Here is a 19,768-nt window from a genome sequence, read left to right on the forward strand (position 1 = left end):
TAAGGAGCAAACACAGAAAACCGCATGCCTGAACGCCGCGACAGACCGACGAATCCGCTCTCATGTGGCAGCTGTGAGAGTTACGAGGCAACGGAGCCGCTGGCTTTATACCGTGTGTGCCGCTGTATACAGCACTACGGTTTACTGGAGGATTGCGGGAGTGCGAAGCACGGAGCAATCCATAGCTTATACAGTATGTGTCACAACTTATCGTATGGCCGTTTACTTTGTCACAAGGTTCAGAATGCGCCCCGGCACATAGACAATTCTCCTGACATCTGACGGCATCCTGCTCCCGAGGGCAGCGGCCGCTGCCCTTTCCGCCTGTTCCCGGGTCCACCCAAAAAGTGCCGGTATCTCGGTTCTTTTTCTTCCATCGATACAGACTGGAAGGCGAACCGGATCACCGGACCTATCTGCATCCCCGGCAATCGGCCAGGGTTCCTCCATGACACTTCTTCTGTCTTCATCTTCCAAAATGTCCGGCACACCACGATGATATCCGCACCCGCCGTACCTCTCCCAAAGCTCCTGTGCAATGTAAGGAGTGAACGGAGCAGACAGAAGAATGTAATTCTTCATAAAAAGTAATTCTTCCACAGGGTTCATCAATCCCCGGCCACGCTCCTCCTTACGCAGCAGATTAAGGCCTTCCATCATCGAAGCTGCCGCTGTATTCCACTTAGAGCGGCTGACTCTCTCATTCACAGTATATATCAGCTCACGGGCTTCTCCCGGCAGTTTTTTCACGCTGCATGCGTCGAAATTGTCACCAGCCTCTGTTTCATCTGCTGACTCTGACTCATTCGACCGTTCCAGAATCTCCTCTGCGATTCTCCAGTATCTGCGAAGATATCGAAGAATTCCCTCGGCGCACGCTTCATCCCGTTCACTGTTTCCGGGCAGTTTTCCGGAGAACAGTACATACATGCGCATCGCGTCCTGCCCGTATTCTCTTTGATAATACTCCGGTATCCCGTCCCGGGCATCAGCGGAGGGGCCCAAAAAGCCCTCCCACTTTTTCTCCAGTCTGCGGAAATTATACGGAGAAATCATGCCTTACCGCTGCTTTCTCCGGACTCTGTTTCCTCCCGCTCATCCTTCATGATCCGGGAGAGCTCCGAGCTCATTTCCATAAACTGAAGCATCCGGTCGAGTCCGAAACGATTAACGACCTTTTTCGTAAACTTGTCCACGCGCTTCTCATTATCCGCAAGCATATCAAGCCCGCGCTGGGTAATATTGAGATAAGTGCCTCCGTTTCCCTTCCCATCAAAGGTCCAGGTCACGTAACCGCGGTTTTTCAGTGCCTCAGCCACATGGGAGGTTTCGTTTATCGGAAGCTCCAGCTTCTCCGACAGAACATTCAGATACATTTTCCGATTGTCCTCGGGAAGATCCTTTACGTATTCCCGCACGATATGCAGTGCCAGGTATTCCGGCATCTTCAGGTTATGCAGAAATTTCTGATTCTGTTCCTTACCCACAATATATCTGGAGTAAATGAATTTCTCCGCCAGATCCCGCACTTCCTCCGCACTGATGTCAGTTCCCAGAGGATTCCCTCTCATACTGCCAGCCTCAAATTCCTTATCATTCCCCATTTTTGCTGTCTCCTTTCCATGCGGACGTCCTGATCAATGTCTCCGCCTTCGCGGTAGCCTGTATGGATCCTGCCGCTCCGCATGTGGTGCATTTTTGTAATCCTTAATCCTTATAATCATAACACAAAGGATATCCGGAAAGCGAGCCAAAACGTTCCTCGTGTTTTTGATGTTCCCCCAGCCGCTGAAACCGCAGCACGGCGCACGAAACTTGGCCGCTCCGGCTTTGCTTCCGGTGCAGCCATGGGTTCTCTTCCTGCTCAGGCGCGATAACGAGATAAAACACGCTGCGCGAGTTTTATCTCGTTATCGCGACGCTCGCCGCACACGAATACTTCGCATTCGGCTGCGGCTCACTGTTCGCATAAAAAAGCTGTCTGCCGCATACAGCTTCCCAGCTGATGCAGCAGACAGCAGATTCACATTCACAGGAGCACTCTCAGCAGAGGAAAGCCGTCCTGTCAATCATCAAGCTTCGTGACCTTTCCTGCTCTCGCCTCAACCTGTGCTTTCTGGATCTCCGCCGGAGCCTGCTCATATCTCGCGAACTCATAGGAGAAATCGCCGGCACCTCCGGTCATGGAACGAAGCGTATTGGAATATCCGCTCAGCTCGAGCTGCGGTACCTCCGCCTCGATCTCCGTCTTCCCGTTTCCGGCCGGATTCATTCCCAGGACGCGTCCGCGTCGCTTATTCAGGTCACCCATTATATCGCCGGTGAACGCATCCGGCGCAATCACCTTAAGATCTACAATCGGCTCCAGCAATACCGGATCCGCCTTCATAAAACCATCCTTAAACGCCATAATGGTTGCGGTCTTGAATGCCATCTCCGAGGAATCAACCGGATGATAGGATCCATCATAAAGAATCGCTTTGACACCGACTACCGGATATGCCGCAAGCGGTCCGGATGTCACCGATTCTGCCAGGCCTTTCTCAACTGCAGGGAAGTAGTTCTTCGGAACAGATCCTCCCACAACCTCCTCTTCAAAAACAAACGGTGTATTCAGATCCCCTGATGGCTCAAAGCGCATTTTCACGTGTCCATACTGACCGTGACCGCCGGATTGTTTCTTGTACTTGGAGTCCACGTCAGATTTCTTGCGAATCGTCTCGCGGAAAGCGATCTTCGGCTCAGAGAGCTCGATGTCAACCTTATATCTCTCCTTCAGCTTCGCCGCAATTACTTCGATGTGCTGTTCACCGATGCCATAGATCAGAGACTGATGATTTGCCGAGTCATTGACAACCTTCATTGTCAGATCCTCCAGCTGAAGTCTGGAAAGGCCCTGGGAAATCTTATCCACATCATTCTTGTTCAGCGGTTTGTAGCGTTTTGCCGTATAAGGCTTCGACACCGCCACCGGACCGAAGTCAACCGGATGATCCTTTGTTGCCAGAGAATCGCCGGTCTTTGCATCGCCGAGCTTTGCCAGCGCTCCAATATCACCGGCATGAAGCTCCGGTACCTCCACCGGCTTGTTGCCGGTCATGACATACAGCTTTCCGATCTTCTCCTCGGAATCCTGCGTGACATTGTAGAGCACGTCATTTGACTTCAATACACCGGAGCAGACCTTGATCACGGAATACTTTCCGAGGAACGGGTCCGCAATCGTCTTCCAGATCGTTGCGCTCTTCGGACCGGTGAAATTATAGTCCGCGTTGAATACATCATTGCTGCTGCGGTCAAGTCCCGCGCGTTTTCTCCGGGATGGATCCGGGAAATATTCCACGATATCATCAAGGAGAATCTTCACGCCCTGCAGATTGATCGGAGATCCCATGCAGACCGGAACCATATCTCCGGAGCCGACATTCATTGCCAGTGCAGCGCCAATCTCCGCAGGGGAGAATTCCTCACCGTTGAAATAGCGGTCCATCATCTCTTCACTGGTCTCCGCCACTGACTCCAACAGCGCGTCTCTATATTCAGAGAGGTAATCCTTCAGGTAATCCGGTACCGGGATTTCCTCTTTTTCATTCTTATTAATGTATCTGCGTCCCTTGTTCTTCACGATATTCACATAGCCGATAAACTTCCCGTCCTTGCGGATCGGCATATGAAGAGGAGCGATTTTCTTGCCGTAAAGCTCCTGAAGCTTCAGAACAACATCACGATAGGATACGTCATCAATATCCATATCCGTGACAAAAAACATTCTCGGAAGGTTGTATCTCTCACAGAGATCCCATGCCTTCTCTGTGCCTACCTGAACGCCGGCCTTTCCGGAAACAACGATTACCGCCGCATCCGCAGCTGAAACTGCTTCTTCAGCCTCGCCGACAAAATCGAAATATCCGGGGGTATCCAGTACATTTACCTTGCACTTGTTCCACACAACGGGAACAATGGATGTATTGATAGAAATCTTGCGCTTAATCTCTTCTTTATCGTAATCACTGATTGTATTTCCGTCGTTAACACTTCCGAGACGGCTGGTGATGCCGGAAAGATATGCCATTCCCTCAACAAGGGTAGTCTTGCCTGCTCCGCCGTGTCCGAGTATTACGACGTTTCTGACCCTGTCAGTTCTGAAAACCTCCATAATGTTAACCTCCATACATTTGAGTCGCCTTGAAAGCGCTTTCTCTCTTTCCCGGCGCTATGGATATATTTTACTAAAAACTTGCAATATTATCAACCTTTTTGTGTCATTTATCCAACATTTCCGGCCGGCATCCCGGGACGTTGCTGTTATTACGCCGCATTTATGTCTTATTTTTACATGATTATCGTCTGATCTGCCTTCATTGACTTTTCTCTGTTTATCCATTACACTGACATAAGTTGTTTTAGCGCTTTGACGCGCTGATGTATATTACAGTGAGGAAAAACTCCTATGACTTGTATCGGCTTTATCGGTCTCGGACTGATTGGAGGTTCCCTGGCCAGATCCATCAAAAAATTCCATCCGGATTTTCATATACTCGCATACTCCCACACCCCTTCCACGCTCGAACAGGCTTTGATAGCAGGCGCAATCGACGAAGCTCTCGACCAGAATGACCCGCGGTTCGGAAACTGTGACTTTATTTTTTTGTGCGCACCTGTACAGACCAATATCACCTATTTTCCGTTTCTCAGATCCATCATCCGGGAAGACTGCATACTGACCGACGTGGGCTCCGTTAAAGGCGAGACGACCGACGCTGCGGTACGGACCGGCCTGGCAGAGAATTTCATCGGCGGCCATCCGATGGCAGGTACAGAGAAAACAGGTTTCTCCAGCTCCACGGATTACCTGCTGGAAAACGCGTACTATTTTATTACGACAAACCGGGAAACCGACCCCGAAAAGGTCCGGCGTTACTCGGACCTGATCCGGTCCATCCGTTCTCTCCCGATCGTAGTCTCCGCCGAAGAGCATGACTACATCGTTGCCGGTGTCAGCCACCTCGAGCATATCGTTGCCTCATCTCTGGTGAACACGGTAAAAAGCATTGATACCCGTGATGAAAAGATGAAGCTGGTGGCAGCGGGCGGGTTCCGTGACATCACCAGAATAGCCTCCTCATCTCCGGTCATGTGGCAGCAGATCTGCCTCGCCAACCGGAAAGATATCCTGAAGGTTCTGGATCGCTATATGGAATTTCTCTCCAATTTCCGCTTCATGATCGATTCCGCTGATGCCGACGGCCTGTACCGCACTTTTTCCTCATCCAAGGATTACCGGGATTCTATCGACGACATCAAGAGGGGATCGGTTCCGAGACAATATCTTCTGTACGTGGATATCTACGACGAACCCGGCGGAATCGCAACCGTTACGACGCTGCTCGCCATGAATCAGATCAGCATCCGGAACATCGGCATCATTCACAACCGGGAATTTGAAGACGGAGTCCTCCGGATTGAATTTTATGAGGAAAACGCCCGGAACAACGCAGATGACGTTCTGCGGAAAAGGAACTATCTTGTCCGTCGCAAGGTCTGAAAAAAGATTGCTTCCCGCCGCGTCATCCGATGGGCCGCAGGCAATAATGACATTTCCGAAATATAAACGGGATATAAATGAGCTACTACGCATCTTATACAGTAAACCTCATACGATAAGTCGTGCCACATACTGTATAAGCTACGGATTGCTCCGTGCTTCGCACTCCCGCAATCCTACAGGCATTCGGATTTCGCGCGTTCGCGCTTCATCCTCATACCTGTTGCCTTCGAAATCGCAGACAGTCTCTTACACACGCTTCGCGCGTGACGATCCTGTCTGCGTTTTCGAAGAGCTTATACAGTAAATGAATCTGCAGAACTTTCAGAAGGAAGGAACCGTGTCATGAAATTTTATCCGACAGATAAACCGCTTCACGGACAGCTGGATATTCCGGGGGATAAATCCATCTCTCACCGGGCAGTCATGTTCGGCAGTCTCGCAAACGGGACGACTGAGATCTCCCATTTTCTGCCCGGCGCCGACTGCCTCTCCACTATCAGCTGCTTCCGCAGCATGGGGATTGATATCGAAACCAATCCGGAACACCCGGATCATGTCATCGTCCACGGGAAGGGGCTCCACGGGCTCAACGCCCCGGACACCGTGCTTGATTGCGGCAATTCCGGCACAACAACCCGCCTCATCTCCGGCATTCTTGCCGGACAGGATTTTCCTTGTACCCTCACCGGAGACGCCTCCATACAAAAGCGGCCCATGAACCGGATCATCGAACCACTGACGCAGATGGGCGCGTGCATCACCAGCGAGCGTGACAACGGATGCGCACCTCTTCAGATTATAGGTCAGCCGCTTCACGGTATTACCTATCATTCTCCGGTGGCATCCGCCCAGGTAAAATCATGCCTTCTGCTTGCAGGGCTTTACGCTGATTCTGCTACAACAGTCATAGAGCCGGCTCTTTCCAGAAATCACACGGAACTGATGCTTCGTCATTTCGGCGCCGATTTGTCCTCCGACGGTCTTGCGGCAACCATTCATCCCGGAAATGAGCTCTCCGGAATATCTGTTAAGGTACCCGGTGATATCTCCTCCGCCGCCTATTTTCTGGCGGCCGCCTGCATGATCCCCGGCTCCGAGATTCTGTTGCGGCACGTGGGCACAAATCCCACCCGCGACGGTATTCTGCGCGTTATTCAGGACATGGGCGGAACTGTGACCTACCGCAGACTTTCGGCTTCTGGCGGAGAATCCACGGCAGACCTCGAAGTGCGGTACACTCCGCTTCATGGCACCGTAATTGAAGGCAGTCTGATTCCGACCCTGATCGATGAGATCCCGATCATCGCCGTCCTCGCCTCGACGGCAGAGGGAACAACCGTAATCCGGGATGCCGGAGAGCTGAAGGTAAAGGAATCCAACCGTCTTGACCTCATGGTGGAAAATCTCTCCCGCATGGGTGTCGACATCACCGGTACCGACGACGGTATGATAATCAATGGAGGAAAACCGCTTCACGGTGCCCTCATCGACAGCCATCTCGATCACCGCATCGCCATGTCCTTTGCCATTGCCTCTCTCGCCGCCGACGGCGAAACGGAGATCCGGGACGCCGAATGCGTGAACATATCCTATCCGGAATTCTACCGGGATCTGAAATTCCTTCTGCAGCAGTGACAAAGTCTTCCCCGATCTGCTGTTCGCCTCATACCGATTTCTTCTCTTTAAAGCTTCAACCACACCGGCCGGTCTTCCTTTAACCGAAGGCCGGCCGTTTTTTTGCTCTGTTTTTTTGTTCTGCTGTTTTGTTCTGTTTTTTGTTCTATTTTTTGTACTTTTTGTCAAGAAAATGTATCGTATTTTCAGCAAAATCTGTTATAATTAAAAGCGATGACTAGAGAAGCTTTCCACATAAGGACAAACTTCACAGATATTAAGGGAGGTTTTTAGAATGGTAATACATAATGTCCATGATGAATTCTTTCATCCATACGGCCGCGTAATCAACGGCCTCGATGTTTCCGGCATTATGGATGCTTTAAAGGATACCGACTGTCCGACGGATCACACCATCTACGTCGCATCGGATCCGAAGCTTGAGCAGACCGCATCCGGTGAGAAGGTCCGTCAGACCATATACGGCGAACTGCCGGTCCAGATCGGATACTGCAATGGGTATAATGTTTTTCTGAACGCTTTGGAATATCATCGTTCGTCCGAAATCAATATCGCAGAAAATGATCTTATTCTTCTTCTCGGAAAACAGCAGGATATCACAGATGATTTTCACTATGACACCTCAAAGGTTGAGGCATTCCTTGTGCCGGCAGGCACAGTGATCGAGGTTTACGCCACCACCCTTCATTACGCGCCGTGCAGCGTTGACGGCAAGCCGTTCCGCTGTGTCGTGGTCCTTCCGAAGGGCACGAATACCGAGCTGACCTCCGATCACGGAGGAGACAGCGAGGACAGATTGATTACTGCCGTCAACAAATGGCTCATCGCTCATCCGGATGCCGGAATCGAAGGTGCATTTAACGGTCTCGAAGGCGAAAATCTCCGGGTAGACTGACCAGCCGCTCCCCCGGGAATGAATCACAGATTTTTTATACCCGGGAAAGCTTCACAGATTTTTTATTTCTCAGGAGGATATTATAATGAACAATATTCCAGTTGTTAAAATCGGCATTGTCGGCGTAAGCCGCGACTGTTTTCCGGCAAGTCTCACACTTGACCGGCGCAAAGCTCTGGTGAATGCCTATGCCGCAAAATATAACGCCGCAGATATTTACGAATGTCCGATCACCATCATTGAGAGCGAAACCGATATGGTAAATGCGCTCAAAGATGTAAAAGCCGCCGGCTGCAATGCCCTGTGCGTCTTCCTCGGCAATTTTGGTCCGGAGATCTCCGAAACGATGCTTGCAAAATATTTTGACGGACCGGTGATGTTCTGTGCCGCCGCCGAAGAGACTCAGACCAATCTGAAGGGCGGCCGCGGCGACGCATACTGCGGAATGCTCAATGCGAGCTACAACCTGGCCCTGCGCAATGTAAAGGCCTACATCCCCGATGAGCCGGTCGGCGACGCCGAGGATCTGGCGGACCGCATCCATGAATTCCTTCCAATCGCAAGAGTTGCCATCGGACTGAACAACCTGAAGATCATCTCCTTCGGCCCCCGTCCGTCTAACTTCCTCGCCTGCAATGCCCCCATCAAGCAGCTCTACAATCTGAACGTAGAGATCGAGGAAGAATCCGAGCTTGACCTCTATGAGTCCTATACCAAGCACGCGGATGATGAAAGAATCGCATCTGTTATCGAGGACATGTCAAACGAAATGGGATACACCGAAGCAAACAGGCCGGCAATGCTCCCGAAACTTGCGCAGTACGAGCTGACCCTCCTCGACTGGGCGGAAAGTCACAAGGGCTGCAAGGAATATGTCGCACTCACTACAAAGTGCTGGCCCGCGTTCCAGGATATGTTCCGCTTTGTTCCCTGCTATGTAAACAGCCGTCTCATGAAGAGGGGCATCCCGGTAAGCTGCGAGGTTGATATCTACGGCACACTGTCCGAGTACATCGGTCTCTGCCTGAGCCAGGATGAGGTCACCCTGCTCGACATCAACAACTCCGTACCAAAGGATATGTACAAGGAAAGCATCGAGGGCAAATTCGCATACAACTGGAAATTCAGCGACACCTTCATGGGCTTCCACTGCGGCAACACCTGCTCCAACAAGCTCACAAACCCTCATCTGGCTTATCAGGCCATCATGGCGAACACCCATCCGAAGGAGTGGTGCGATGGAACAATCGAAGGCGATATCGTTCCGGGCGACATTACCTTCTACAGACTGCAGTCAACCGCTGACAACAAGCTCCGCGCCTATGTCGCGCAGGGCGAGGTTCTTCCGGTTGCGACAAGATCGTTCGGATCCATCGGTGTCTTTGCGATTCCGGAAATGGGCCGTTTCTATCGTCACTGGCTGATCGAGAAGAATTTCCCGCACCACGGCGCCGTAATGTTCGGTCACTACGGTAAGGTTCTCTACGACACCCTGAAATTCATCGGTGTCCCGGTTGATGAGATCGGATACAATCATCCCGCCGGAGACCGCTATGCGGACGAAAATCCTTTTGCCTAACAACGAGAAAAAACACGCTGCGCGAGTTTTATCTCGTTATCGCGACGCTCGCCGCACACGAATACTTCGCATTCGGCTGCGGCTCACTGTTCGCGTAAATTACCAGTTAGCGCCCTGCTCCAAAGGCAGGGCGCCACAATTTGTCACAAAAATGCATACAGGAGGAATAGCTCTATGTACTATATCGGCATTGACCTCGGCACATCTGCCGTCAAGCTTCTTCTCATGGATTCCGCGGGTACGATCCGGAACATCATCAGCCGCGAGTATCCTCTCCACTTTCCTCACCCCGGATGGTCAGAGCAGGACCCTTCAGACTGGTATAGAGAATCCCTGGAGGGCATGAAGATCCTGACCAAAGATATTAACAGAAGTGAGATCGCCGGAATCAGTTTTGGAGGCCAGATGCACGGCCTCGTCATCCTTGATGACAAGGATCAGGTTATCCGCCCCGCAATTTTGTGGAACGACGGCCGCACCCAGGAGGAAACCGACTATCTCAATCATACCATCGGTGAGGATAAAATTGCCTCCTGGACGGCAAATATCGCTTTCGCCGGCTTCACTGCCCCCAAGATTCTCTGGGTCCGCAAAAATGAGCCCGATAATTTCCGCAGAATATGCAAAATCATGCTTCCGAAGGATTACCTCGCGTATATGCTTTCCGGGAGCTTCTGCACAGACCTCTCCGACGCCTCCGGGATGCTTCTCGTCGATGTGAAAAACAGACGCTGGTCCCCGGAAATGCTTGAGATCTGCGGGATCACAGAATCACAGCTTCCAAAGCTCTATGAAAGCTATGAGCCGGTCGGAACACTCAAGCCTTCCGTTGCGGAAGAACTGGGCTTTCCCCGCACTGTGAAGATCATCGCGGGTGCAGGCGACAATGCGGCTTCCGCCGTCGGAACCGGAACCGTCGGAAATGAGAGATGCAACCTTTCGCTCGGAACTTCCGGCACGCTCTTTATTTCAAGTTCCTCGTTTGTGGATACTCCCAACCACGCGCTTCACTCCTTCTGCCACGCAGACGGTCACTATCACCTGATGGGCTGCATGCTCAGTGCCGCCTCCTGCAACAAATGGTGGAATGAAGAGATTCTGAATACAAAGGATTATTCCGGAGAGCAGGCATCGATCTCCCGGCTCGGGGAGAACAATGTCTTTTATCTTCCGTATCTGATGGGCGAGCGTTCCCCGCACAATGACCCCTCCTGCAAGGCAGCTTTTATCGGCATGCGCATGGATACGACGCGTGCCGAAATGACGCAGGCTGTTTTGGAGGGCGTTGCCTTCGGTCTTCGTGATTCTCTCGAAATTGCCAGAGGTCTTGGTCTCAATGTAACCCGCTCCAAAATTGTCGGCGGTGGTTCAAAATCAAAACTCTGGATGAAGATCTGCGCCAACGTCATGAATCTGACACTCGATGTCCCTGCCATTCAGGAGGGCCCCTCTCTCGGCGGCGCCATGCTGGCGGCTGTCGGCTGTGGTGAATTTGCTTCTGTCGAGGACGCGGCAGATCGCATCATACATGTCACAGATACAATCGAGCCAGACCCGGTTCTCACGGAAAAATACGAGGAGAAGTATAACCGGTTCCGTAAATTCTATCCCGCTCTCAAGGGCCTGTTCTGACATGAAAAACGAGGGCTTTCACACGAATTTCATCGCGTGAAAGTCCTCTTTTTCTGCAGCTTCCGCCTTCCCGGAATCTGATTCAGAGGAGACGGCCCGTCAATGTTGTTTATAATTGTCTCTGTATAACTGCCTCTCTGTTTTACGTCCGTCTGCTCATGTACATGAAAAGGCAGGGCTTTCACGCCACCGTGAAAGTCCTGCCTTTTTAGTTTTTATTTACGCGAACAGTGAGCCGCAGCCGAATGCGAAGTATTCGTGTGCGGCGAGCGTCGCGATAGCGAGATAAAACTCGCGCAGCGTGTTTTATCTCGTTATTCAGGCCTTCTTTGCAATCTCAGCCTTGATATCCGCCGTGAGTTTCGGAACGATCTTGTTCAGATCTCCGACGATTCCGATGTCCGCCACGTCAAAGATCGGTGCGGACTCGTCCTTGTTGATCGCAATGATCAGATCAGACTCCTCCATGCCTGCTACGTGCTGGATGGCTCCGGAAATACCGATTGCGAAATAAATGTTCGGACGAACCGTCTTTCCGGTCTGTCCGACCTGAAGATCCTTCGGCGCCCATCCGTTATCAACTACCGCACGGGAGCAGGATACCTCTCCGCCGAGAACATCCGCCAGATCTTTGAGGATCTGGAAGTTCTCCGGACTTCCGACACCGCGGCCGCCGGATACCAGAATCTTTGCCTTCTGGATATCTACCGTCTCGCTGACCTTCTTCACAACCTTCTCGATTGTGACATAACGGTCATCCGGAGTGAATCCCGGATTGTAGTTAATGACCTCAGCCTTCGCTCCCTTGATCGGCGTGATCTTCTCCATGACGCCGGGACGTACGGTTGACATCTGCGGTCTGTTATCCGGGCATGCGATGGTGGCAATGGTGTTGCCTCCGAATGCCGGACGGGTCATGAGCAGCTGATTGTGCTTCTGCTCCTGATTCGGCTTCGGCTGAAGCGGAAAATCTCCGATATCGAGGGAGGTGCAGTCCGCAGTAAGTCCTGTATGAACACGTGCCGAAACCGTGGGGCCGAGGTCACGGCCGATCGCGGTTGCGCCCACCAGCATGATCTCCGGCTTATACTTCTCGATAACCGATGCCAGCGCGTGCGCGTAAGGCTCCGTGCGGTACTCCTTCAGCTCCGGGTCATCCACGACGATGACTCTGTCCGCGCCGTACTCGGCCAGCTCGTCTGCAAGGCCCCCAACCTGGTATCCGATCAGAACTGCGGTAACCTGTGTGTTCAGAGGTTTTGCCAGGTCTCTTGCCTTTCCGAGCAGCTCGAAGGCAATGTTGTCAATGTGATTATCTACCTGCTGTGCAAAGATATATACACCCTTGTAATCTTCTAAACTCATTCTACTCACCGCCTTCATTAAATATAATGTCTCTTTGTCAGTTCTTCGCAGATGACAGCAGCACCGGCATCCGGATCAAGATCCTTGAACATGGTGCCTGCTCCCTTGCGTACCTTGTCGGAAGCCTTCGCGATCTTTGTCGGAGAACCAGCGAGACCGCAGTCTTCATCCTTCAGTGTCGTCAGATCATCACGGTTATAGGTGGTGATTTCCGCGTCAACCGCATCCCAGATTCCGGCAGGGGTCATATAGCGCGGAGGATTCAGCTCGGAAAGAGCTGTGATCAGGCAGGGCATCTTTGCTTTCAGCACATGATATCTGTCGTCGAACTGACGCTCAACCTCTACGGTCTTCTCTGCCTCGTTCACCTTGATTGCCTGTGCATAGGAGATCACCGGAATGCCGAGATGCTCCGCGATCTGCGGTCCAACCTGCGCGGTATCGCCGTCGATCGCCTGACGTCCGGTGATAATCAGATCGTACTCTCCGATCTTGCGGATTCCGGCTGCAAGCGTCGAGGAAGTCGCCCAGGTATCTGCTCCGCCGAGCTTCCGGTCGGTCAGAAGAACGCCCTTGTCCGCGCCCATCGCGATCGCCTCGCGAAGAACATCAGCCGCCTTCGGAAGTCCCATGGTGAGAACTGTTACCTCTGCTCCGGTCTCGTCCTTGATCCTCAGTGCCGCCTCCAGTCCGGCTTTGTCATCCGGATTCATGATGGCAAGCATAGCCGCACGATCCAGGGTACCATCCGGTTTGAATTTGACACCGCCTGCTGTATCCGGTACCTGTTTAATACAAACAATTATCTTCACGGTATATTCCTCCTGTCATTTCAGTAAGTTCGCAGATATAACCATACGCATAACTTCTGCGGTTCCTTCATAGATCTCCGTGATCTTCGCGTCACGCATCATACGCTCTACGTCATACTCTCTGATATAACCATAACCGCCGTGGAGCTGTACACATTCTGTCGTGACATCCATCGCGGCCTTTGCGGCAAACAGCTTTGCCTCTGCGGCCTCTACGCTGTACGTGGATGCCGGTGAGAAGCCGGCAGCGTCCTTCGCGCAGGCAGCCTTATATACCAGAAGCTGAGCAGCGTCACAGGTTGTCTTCAGATTTGCGAGCTGGAACTGTGTGTTCTGGAACTGTGCGATCGAACGTCCGAACTGCTTTCTCTCCTTCGTGTAGGCTACGGTAAGATCCAGCGCGCCCTCCGCGAGGCCGAGAGCCTGTGTCGCAATTCCGATACGTCCGCCGTCCAGCGTGTGCATGGCAATTCCGAAGCCCTTGCCCTTCGCGCCGAGGATGTTCTCCTTCGGAATACGGCAGTCCTGGAAAATCAGCTCATAGGTCGCGGATCCGCGGATACCCATCTTCTTCTCCTTCGTTCCGAAGGTAAAGCCCGGTGTTCCCTTTTCCACGATGAATGCGGAGATTTCTTTCTGCTTTCTGCCGCGTTTCTCAACGGTTCCCGTTACCGCGATGATAATGTAGACATCCGCTTCCTTGCCGTTTGTAATGAAGCACTTGGAGCCGTTCAGTACCCACTCATCTCCGTCAAGAACCGCCTTTGTCTGCTGCCCCTGCGCATCAGTTCCGGCACCAGGCTCCGTCAGACCGAAGGCGCCGAGCCACTCACCTTTTGCGAGCTTCGGAATATACTTCTTCTTCTGCTCCTCGGTACCGAAGGTCATGATCGGGTCGATACACAGAGAAGTATGAGCGGAAAGAGCAACCGCTGTCGTTCCGCAGACCTTTGCGATCTCCTCCAGACAGAGTACATACGTCAGCTCATCGCAGCCCTGTCCGCCGTACTCTCTGGGAGCGGTAATTCCCATAAAGCCGTATTTTGCGAGCTTGTCAAATGTCTCGCGCGGAAATCTCTCTTCCTCATCGATCTCCTGCGCAAGAGGCTTTACTTCATTCTGCGCGAAATCTCTGAAAAGAGATCTCGCCATTTCATGTTTTTTATCTAACGTGAAATCCATGTCTAACCTCCAAATGTTATTCTAATCTCTTCCGGAAAGCAAAACAGGCAACCGTGCGCTTGAACCAGCATCATGTAAGTCTGTATGTAAACCTGTACAGCCGCTTGATGCAGCGCCGAAAACCGGAGCCGGATATTTTTTCGAAGGTGTCCTGAAAGGACACGTGTTTATCCGGCAAACGGACGCAGTGCTCCGCCGCCGGAAAATGTATGCTTTATGATTTGATTACTTCTTGTCGGTCGGAACCTTTCCGCCATTGGAGTAATCATAGAATCCGATTCCGGTCTTGACTCCGAGCTGTTTGCCGCGAACCATCTTGCGAAGAAGCGGGCATGCGCGGTACTTGGAATCACCGGTCTCTTTGTAAATGACATCCATGATGGCAAGTACAATATCAAGTCCGATATAATCTCCCAGCTCAAGCGGTCCCATCGGATGGTTGCATCCGAGCTTCATAGCGGTATCAATGCCTTCAATATCAGAAACGCCTGCAGCGTATACACAGATTCCTTCATTGATCATCGGCACAAGGATACGGTTTACAACAAATCCGGCCGCCTCGTTAACCTCTACCGGAGTCTTGCCGAGCTTAACCGCAATCTCCTTTACCCGGGCAACGATCTCAGCAGGAGTGTTGATTCCGGCAATAACCTCTACCAGCTTCATAACCGGTGCCGGATTGAAGAAATGCATTCCGATGACCGGTTTTGCAAGTCCGGATCCAATCTCTGTGATAGACAGAGAAGAGGTGTTGGACGCGTAGATGCAGTTCGGGTTCTTTACGACGTTCTCCTGAAGATCCTTGAAGCAGTTTTTCTTGATTTCCATATTCTCAAGAGCAGCCTCTACGATCAGATCAGCATCTGTGCAGATTGTGTTCAGTCCGGTTTCGATCTTGCCAAGGATTCCATCAACAGTTGCCTGGTCAATCTTTCCCCGCGCCACTCTCTTATCGAGGCCCTTCTTGATCTTCGCGAAGCCGCCGTCAGCGAACTCCTGCTTGATATCACAGAGATAAACCTTCTCCACTTCGCCGCACTGTGCAAATGCCTGTGCAATACCGGAACCCATTGTGCCGGCGCCAATAATACCAACTTTCATTGCTGTACCTCCTGCATAGATATTCTATAGTGATGGAAACAGTATCTGGTGTCCGGCTTCCGGAACGCGAAAAAACCGGTGCCGGACACCTGTACTGTATTATACGATTACTTGTTCTGGAATGCCACGTGTTTTACCTTCTTCGGATCATCCTTTTTGCGGAGGAAATTTGCCATTCCCTCCTTCTGATCCTCGGAATTGAAGCAGGAACCGAAGAGCTTCTCCTCGATCACAAGTGCATCATCGATATTCTCCTGAAGGCCCTCGTTGACCGCTTTCTTGCATGCTCTTACCGCGATCGGCGCGTTGCCCGCGATAATGGAAGCAATTTTTTTCACCGTTGGCATCAGCTCTTCCTGCGGCACCACCTGGTTGACAAGACCAATGCGGAACGCCTCATCCGCCTTGATATTTCTTGCGGTGTAGATCAGCTGCTTTGCCATTCCCGGTCCTACCAGACGAGCAAGTCTCTGTGTGCCTCCAAAGCCCGGCGTAATTCCAAGGCCGGCTTCCGGCTGTCCGAATACGGCATTCTCAGAGCAGATGCGGAAATCACAGCTCATTGCGATCTCGTTGCCGCCGCCCAGAGCAAATCCGTTAACCGCGGCAATGACAGGAATCGGGAGCGTCTCAATTTTGCGGAACAGGTCATTTCCCTTCTTGCCGAAAGCCTCTCCCTCGGCAGCTGTCAGGGTGCTCATCTCTCCGATATCCGCACCGGCTACGAAGGATTTATCGCCGGCACCGGTGATGATGAGGCAACGGATGGTATCAAGATCAATGCCCTCAATCACCTTCTCCAGATCGTCAAGAACTTCGCTGTTTAATGCATTCAGAGCCTTCGGGCGGTCAATAGTGGCAATTGCTACCGCGCCTTCGGTTTCATATGTAACATATGCCATGATAGAAACCCTTTCTTATCCAATATGATTCAGGAGCCGGAAACGGCTCTCCCTGTGCAGGGAAAAACAGCTCCGTTTCAGCTCCTGATAAGTTTCCGTTTACTCCTCGTATCTCTCTACCGCGGTAGCGCAGCCCATGCCGCCGCCGATGCAAAGAGTTGCAAGACCTTTGTTCGCTTTTCTCTTCTGCATCTCATAGAGCAGGGTAACAAGGATTCTTGTTCCGGAGCATCCTACCGGATGTCCAAGAGCGATTGCTCCTCCGTTTACATTCAGCTTCTCCGGATCAAATCCGAGTTCCTTGGCAACTGCGAGAGACTGTGTAGCAAATGCCTCATTTGCCTCGTACAGATCGAAGTCCGCAACGGTCATTCCGGTCTTCTTCAGCAGATTTCTGGTAGCTACGATCGGTCCTACACCCATGATAGCCGGATCAACGCCGCCGAGCGCGCCTGCGATCCAGGAAGCCATCGGCTTTACACCGAGCTCTTTTGCCTTGGATTCTGTCATTACTACAACTGCTGCCGCACCGTCATTGATTCCGGAAGCATTACCTGCGGTTACAATTCCATCCTTCTTGAAAGCGGGGCGAAGCTTTGCAAGTCCTTCTGCTGTTGTTCCCGGACGCGGTCCCTCATCGGTATCAACGATGGTAACCTTGCCCTTACGTCCCTTTACCTCTACCGGAACGATCTCATCCTTGAACTTGCCCTCTTCAATTGCCTTGCAGGCTTTCTGCTGAGATTTTGCGGAGAACTCGTCGAGCTCTTCTCTGGTCAGGCCGTATTTCTCGGCAACATTCTCAGCTGTGATTCCCATATGATAATTGTTGAATGCATCGGTAAGAGCGTCATGCGTCATGGAATCAATCAGTGCTCCATCGCCCATTCTGTATCCATAACGTCCGTTCTGCAGAAGGTACGGAGCTTTGGACATGCTCTCCATGCCGCCTGCAACAACGATTTCCGCCTCTCCCGCACGGATCATGTCTGCTGCCATGTTGACAGCTGCAAGTCCGGAACCGCAGAGAATATTAAGAGTCATTGCCGGAACCTCAACCGGAATTCCCGCATTTACAGATGCCTGACGGGCAACGTTCTGTCCCTGTCCTGCCTGAAGTACACATCCCATGTATACCATGTCTACCTTATCCGCCGGTACTCCGGAGCGCTTCAGAGCCTCTTTGATAACAATTGTTCCGAGATCAGCAACCGGAACTGTGCTAAGTTCTCCACCCATCTTACCGATCGCAGTACGGCAGGCGCCAGCAATAACAATTTTCTCAGCCATATTAAAGCCTCCTTAAAAAATAAATATTATAGTACGTGAAATATGTATATCCTCATGAATCACCGTCAGGAAAAAGCCGGAACGCTGTACCGAGTCTTCTGATTCAGACCGCCGGAACAATGCTCGTTTATTTCTTAACGATGTAATCATCATACCCCTATTCCGCCTTTTTGTCAAATATTTATCAATCTTTATTTTGAAAAAAACTTGCTAAATTTGGATCGCAATCTTGTATAGTTTTTTCCTTGACATCACCGCCGCATGTCATCTCTTATTGGACCGTCTCCAGATGTTCATTTTCTCCGCCTCACGGATCAGTTCATCCCGTACCTTCGGATGTGCGATATTGATCAGCTGTTCCGCTCTCTGCCACATGGAGAGCCCCTTCAGGCAGACCTTTCCATATTCGGTCACGATATACATCGTGTTCGCGCGCGTATCCGTAACCACGCTTCCCGGGGTCAGCGTCGGACGGATCCGGCTCTTGATCTCCCCGGTCTTTTTGTCCTTGTACGCGGACGACAGGCAGATAAAGCTCTTTCCGCCCCTGGATTTATACGCTCCAAGTACAAAGTCGAGCTGTCCGCCGGCTCCCGAAATATTCTTGATCCCTGCGCTCTCGGCGTTAACCTGTCCGTAAAGATCAATGTCCACAGCGTTATTAATAGAGATAAAATTGTCAATCGCGCCGATGGTATCGATGTCGTTGACATATCCGACAGAGGCAGCCATACATTCCGGATTTCCGTCGAGATAATCGTACATCCTTCTGGTGCCGGCACCGAAAGCATACACCTGAAGCCCCCGGTCAATGTTCTTCTTTGACCCGTTAATTTTGCCCGCCTCTGCCATATCCACAAAGGAATCCACGTACATCTCCGTGTGAATACCCAGATCCTTCAGGTCACTTTCCGCAATCATTTTGCCGATCGCGTTCGGCATTCCGCCGATCCCCAGCTGCAGGCAGGCGCCGTCCGAGATTTCCGGAACTACAAGCTCCGCGACCGCCTTATCCACATCACTGGCTTCTCCCCCTGCCGGCACCTCGTCAATCGCAGGATCATCTCCCTCAACGATCATATCGATCTGGTCAATGTGCACGTAATTATCCCGGGTTCCGAGACATACCGGCATGTTTTTGTTCACCTCTGCGATTACGATATCTGCCGTCTCCACAACAGCGCTCATCTGACTCGCGCAGGGGCCGAAATTGAAGTAGCCGTGTTTGTCCATCGGCGATACCTGAAAAATTGCCACATTCAACGGCATCGTGCTCTCTCTGTAGAGGCGCGGCAGCTCAGAATAACGAAGCGGCGTATAAAAGCAGAACCCCTTGGATACCGAATGTCTCTCCACCGGATTCATATGCCAGCTGTTCCAGATAAAATGTTCCGCCGGATTTTCAATTCCGAAGATAGCCGGAGCATGACAGAGAACGCCGCCGCGGATGTTCACGTCATGAAGCTCAGGCATTCTCTTTGCCAGAGCTTTATCAACCGCAACATTCGTTCCTACACACCATCCGTAATCAACCCAGTCGCCGCTTTTAATCACCGAAGCTGCCTTCTCGGCGGTTACCAGTTTCTCCTTGTACTTTTCATCGTAATTCATCAGCTCATTCCTCCTCTTCCATACGCCTTTCCGTTTCCATTTTCAGGGACCGCGCTTTATGATATTTTTTTAACAACCTATCTGTATTTTACCATTTTTGTGACAGATGTAAATTATTTTCCTGCTATTTTCTTTCTCCGCTATTGTCTTTCTGTTTCTTCGCCTCCTCCATTTTCCCTTTATATCCGCTTCTGTAAAAAAATTGCGCGCTGGCTG

The 19,768-nt window shown here is 51.5% G+C and carries 15 protein-coding genes; 5 read left to right on the top strand and 10 right to left on the bottom strand.

The genetic code is table 11. The features are described 5' to 3' along the window. Window positions 1–222: 222 nt before the first annotated feature. From ACTQ1O_RS01880 to ACTQ1O_RS01890, 3 genes are all read right to left on the bottom strand, one after another. The gene (locus ACTQ1O_RS01880) at window positions 223–1,056 is read right to left on the bottom strand and encodes a class I tRNA ligase family protein (protein ID WP_441485877.1); all 834 of its coding nucleotides are present in this window, start codon (window positions 1,054–1,056) and stop codon (window positions 223–225) included. Then, window positions 1,053–1,604: a hypothetical protein gene (locus tag ACTQ1O_RS01885; RefSeq protein ID WP_441485878.1), complete on the bottom strand. Its 552-nt coding sequence runs from the start codon at window positions 1,602–1,604 to the stop codon at window positions 1,053–1,055. The genes ACTQ1O_RS01880 and ACTQ1O_RS01885 overlap by 4 nt, the downstream gene beginning before the upstream one ends. Window positions 1,605–2,065: 461 nt before the next feature. After that, entirely contained in the window at window positions 2,066–4,156 is a 2,091-nt protein-coding gene (locus tag ACTQ1O_RS01890; RefSeq protein ID WP_441474767.1) for an elongation factor G, read from the bottom strand. Between the two features lie 294 nt (window positions 4,157–4,450). Between ACTQ1O_RS01890 and ACTQ1O_RS01895 the strand changes: the two genes are divergently transcribed. The 5 genes from ACTQ1O_RS01895 (at window position 4,451) to xylB (ending at window position 11,289) form a co-directional block, all read left to right on the top strand. Then, window positions 4,451–5,545 (top strand): prephenate dehydrogenase/arogenate dehydrogenase family protein, encoded by a 1,095-nt coding sequence (locus ACTQ1O_RS01895; protein ID WP_441485879.1) that lies wholly within the window; start codon window positions 4,451–4,453, stop codon window positions 5,543–5,545. Between the two features lie 345 nt (window positions 5,546–5,890). Continuing rightward, window positions 5,891–7,183 (top strand): 3-phosphoshikimate 1-carboxyvinyltransferase, encoded by a 1,293-nt coding sequence (gene aroA / locus ACTQ1O_RS01900; RefSeq protein WP_441485880.1) that lies wholly within the window; start codon window positions 5,891–5,893, stop codon window positions 7,181–7,183. Window positions 7,184–7,457: 274 nt separating this feature from the next. Further along, window positions 7,458–8,078, top strand: a complete 621-nt coding sequence (locus ACTQ1O_RS01905; protein ID WP_441485881.1) for a DUF4867 family protein — start codon at window positions 7,458–7,460, stop codon at window positions 8,076–8,078. Between the two features lie 85 nt (window positions 8,079–8,163). Then, complete coding sequence (locus ACTQ1O_RS01910) at window positions 8,164–9,657, top strand: L-fucose/L-arabinose isomerase family protein (protein WP_441485882.1); 1,494 nt, start codon at window positions 8,164–8,166, stop codon at window positions 9,655–9,657. A gap of 174 nt (window positions 9,658–9,831) precedes the next feature. Further along, a complete protein-coding gene (gene xylB / locus ACTQ1O_RS01915; RefSeq protein WP_441485883.1) occupies window positions 9,832–11,289 on the top strand; it encodes a xylulokinase in 1,458 nt (485 codons plus the stop codon). Between the two features lie 318 nt (window positions 11,290–11,607). Here xylB and ACTQ1O_RS01920 read toward each other — a convergent pair whose 3' ends face one another. The 7 genes from ACTQ1O_RS01920 to ACTQ1O_RS01950 form a co-directional block, all read right to left on the bottom strand. Next, complete coding sequence (locus ACTQ1O_RS01920) at window positions 11,608–12,654, bottom strand: electron transfer flavoprotein subunit alpha/FixB family protein (protein ID WP_441485884.1); 1,047 nt, start codon at window positions 12,652–12,654, stop codon at window positions 11,608–11,610. A gap of 17 nt (window positions 12,655–12,671) precedes the next feature. Then, window positions 12,672–13,466 carry an electron transfer flavoprotein subunit beta/FixA family protein gene (locus tag ACTQ1O_RS01925; RefSeq protein ID WP_441099171.1) on the bottom strand — a complete coding sequence of 265 codons (795 nt, stop codon included), beginning with the start codon at window positions 13,464–13,466 and terminating at the stop codon, window positions 12,672–12,674. Between the two features lie 15 nt (window positions 13,467–13,481). Next, window positions 13,482–14,648 (bottom strand): acyl-CoA dehydrogenase, encoded by a 1,167-nt coding sequence (locus ACTQ1O_RS01930; protein WP_441099172.1) that lies wholly within the window; start codon window positions 14,646–14,648, stop codon window positions 13,482–13,484. A 225-nt stretch (window positions 14,649–14,873) separates the two neighbouring features. Next, the gene (locus ACTQ1O_RS01935; RefSeq protein WP_441099173.1) at window positions 14,874–15,749 is read right to left on the bottom strand and encodes a 3-hydroxyacyl-CoA dehydrogenase NAD-binding domain-containing protein; all 876 of its coding nucleotides are present in this window, start codon (window positions 15,747–15,749) and stop codon (window positions 14,874–14,876) included. Window positions 15,750–15,856: 107 nt separating this feature from the next. Further along, window positions 15,857–16,651 carry an enoyl-CoA hydratase-related protein gene (locus tag ACTQ1O_RS01940; RefSeq protein WP_441099174.1) on the bottom strand — a complete coding sequence of 265 codons (795 nt, stop codon included), beginning with the start codon at window positions 16,649–16,651 and terminating at the stop codon, window positions 15,857–15,859. A 99-nt stretch (window positions 16,652–16,750) separates the two neighbouring features. Next, a complete protein-coding gene (locus ACTQ1O_RS01945; RefSeq protein WP_441099175.1) occupies window positions 16,751–17,941 on the bottom strand; it encodes an acetyl-CoA C-acetyltransferase in 1,191 nt (396 codons plus the stop codon). Window positions 17,942–18,205: 264 nt separating this feature from the next. After that, window positions 18,206–19,552, bottom strand: a complete 1,347-nt coding sequence (locus tag ACTQ1O_RS01950; protein ID WP_441099176.1) for a butyryl-CoA:acetate CoA-transferase — start codon at window positions 19,550–19,552, stop codon at window positions 18,206–18,208. Window positions 19,553–19,768 lie beyond the last annotated feature (216 nt).

Origin of the sequence: Bilifractor sp. LCP21S3_A7 (assembly GCF_052118825.1) — a bacterium.
Classification (GTDB): Bacteria; Bacillota; Clostridia; order Lachnospirales; family Lachnospiraceae; genus Bilifractor.

What these genes read in the sequence shown, in the direction of transcription:
- xylB (WP_441485883.1), top strand. Translation starts at nt 9,832, where the DNA reads ATGTACTATATCGGCATTGACCTCGGCACATCTGCCGTCAAGCTTCTT.
- ACTQ1O_RS01950 (WP_441099176.1), bottom strand. Translation starts at nt 19,552, where the DNA reads ATGAATTACGATGAAAAGTACAAGGAGAAACTGGTAACCGCCGAGAAG.
- ACTQ1O_RS01935 (WP_441099173.1), bottom strand. Translation starts at nt 15,749, where the DNA reads ATGAAAGTTGGTATTATTGGCGCCGGCACAATGGGTTCCGGTATTGCA.
- ACTQ1O_RS01880 (WP_441485877.1), bottom strand. Translation starts at nt 1,056, where the DNA reads ATGATTTCTCCGTATAATTTCCGCAGACTGGAGAAAAAGTGGGAGGGC.
- ACTQ1O_RS01940 (WP_441099174.1), bottom strand. Translation starts at nt 16,651, where the DNA reads ATGGCATATGTTACATATGAAACCGAAGGCGCGGTAGCAATTGCCACT.
- ACTQ1O_RS01890 (WP_441474767.1), bottom strand. Translation starts at nt 4,156, where the DNA reads ATGGAGGTTTTCAGAACTGACAGGGTCAGAAACGTCGTAATACTCGGA.
- ACTQ1O_RS01910 (WP_441485882.1), top strand. Translation starts at nt 8,164, where the DNA reads ATGAACAATATTCCAGTTGTTAAAATCGGCATTGTCGGCGTAAGCCGC.
- aroA (WP_441485880.1), top strand. Translation starts at nt 5,891, where the DNA reads ATGAAATTTTATCCGACAGATAAACCGCTTCACGGACAGCTGGATATT.
- ACTQ1O_RS01885 (WP_441485878.1), bottom strand. Translation starts at nt 1,604, where the DNA reads ATGGGGAATGATAAGGAATTTGAGGCTGGCAGTATGAGAGGGAATCCT.
- ACTQ1O_RS01895 (WP_441485879.1), top strand. Translation starts at nt 4,451, where the DNA reads ATGACTTGTATCGGCTTTATCGGTCTCGGACTGATTGGAGGTTCCCTG.
- ACTQ1O_RS01945 (WP_441099175.1), bottom strand. Translation starts at nt 17,941, where the DNA reads ATGGCTGAGAAAATTGTTATTGCTGGCGCCTGCCGTACTGCGATCGGT.
- ACTQ1O_RS01920 (WP_441485884.1), bottom strand. Translation starts at nt 12,654, where the DNA reads ATGAGTTTAGAAGATTACAAGGGTGTATATATCTTTGCACAGCAGGTA.
- ACTQ1O_RS01930 (WP_441099172.1), bottom strand. Translation starts at nt 14,648, where the DNA reads ATGGATTTCACGTTAGATAAAAAACATGAAATGGCGAGATCTCTTTTC.
- ACTQ1O_RS01905 (WP_441485881.1), top strand. Translation starts at nt 7,458, where the DNA reads ATGGTAATACATAATGTCCATGATGAATTCTTTCATCCATACGGCCGC.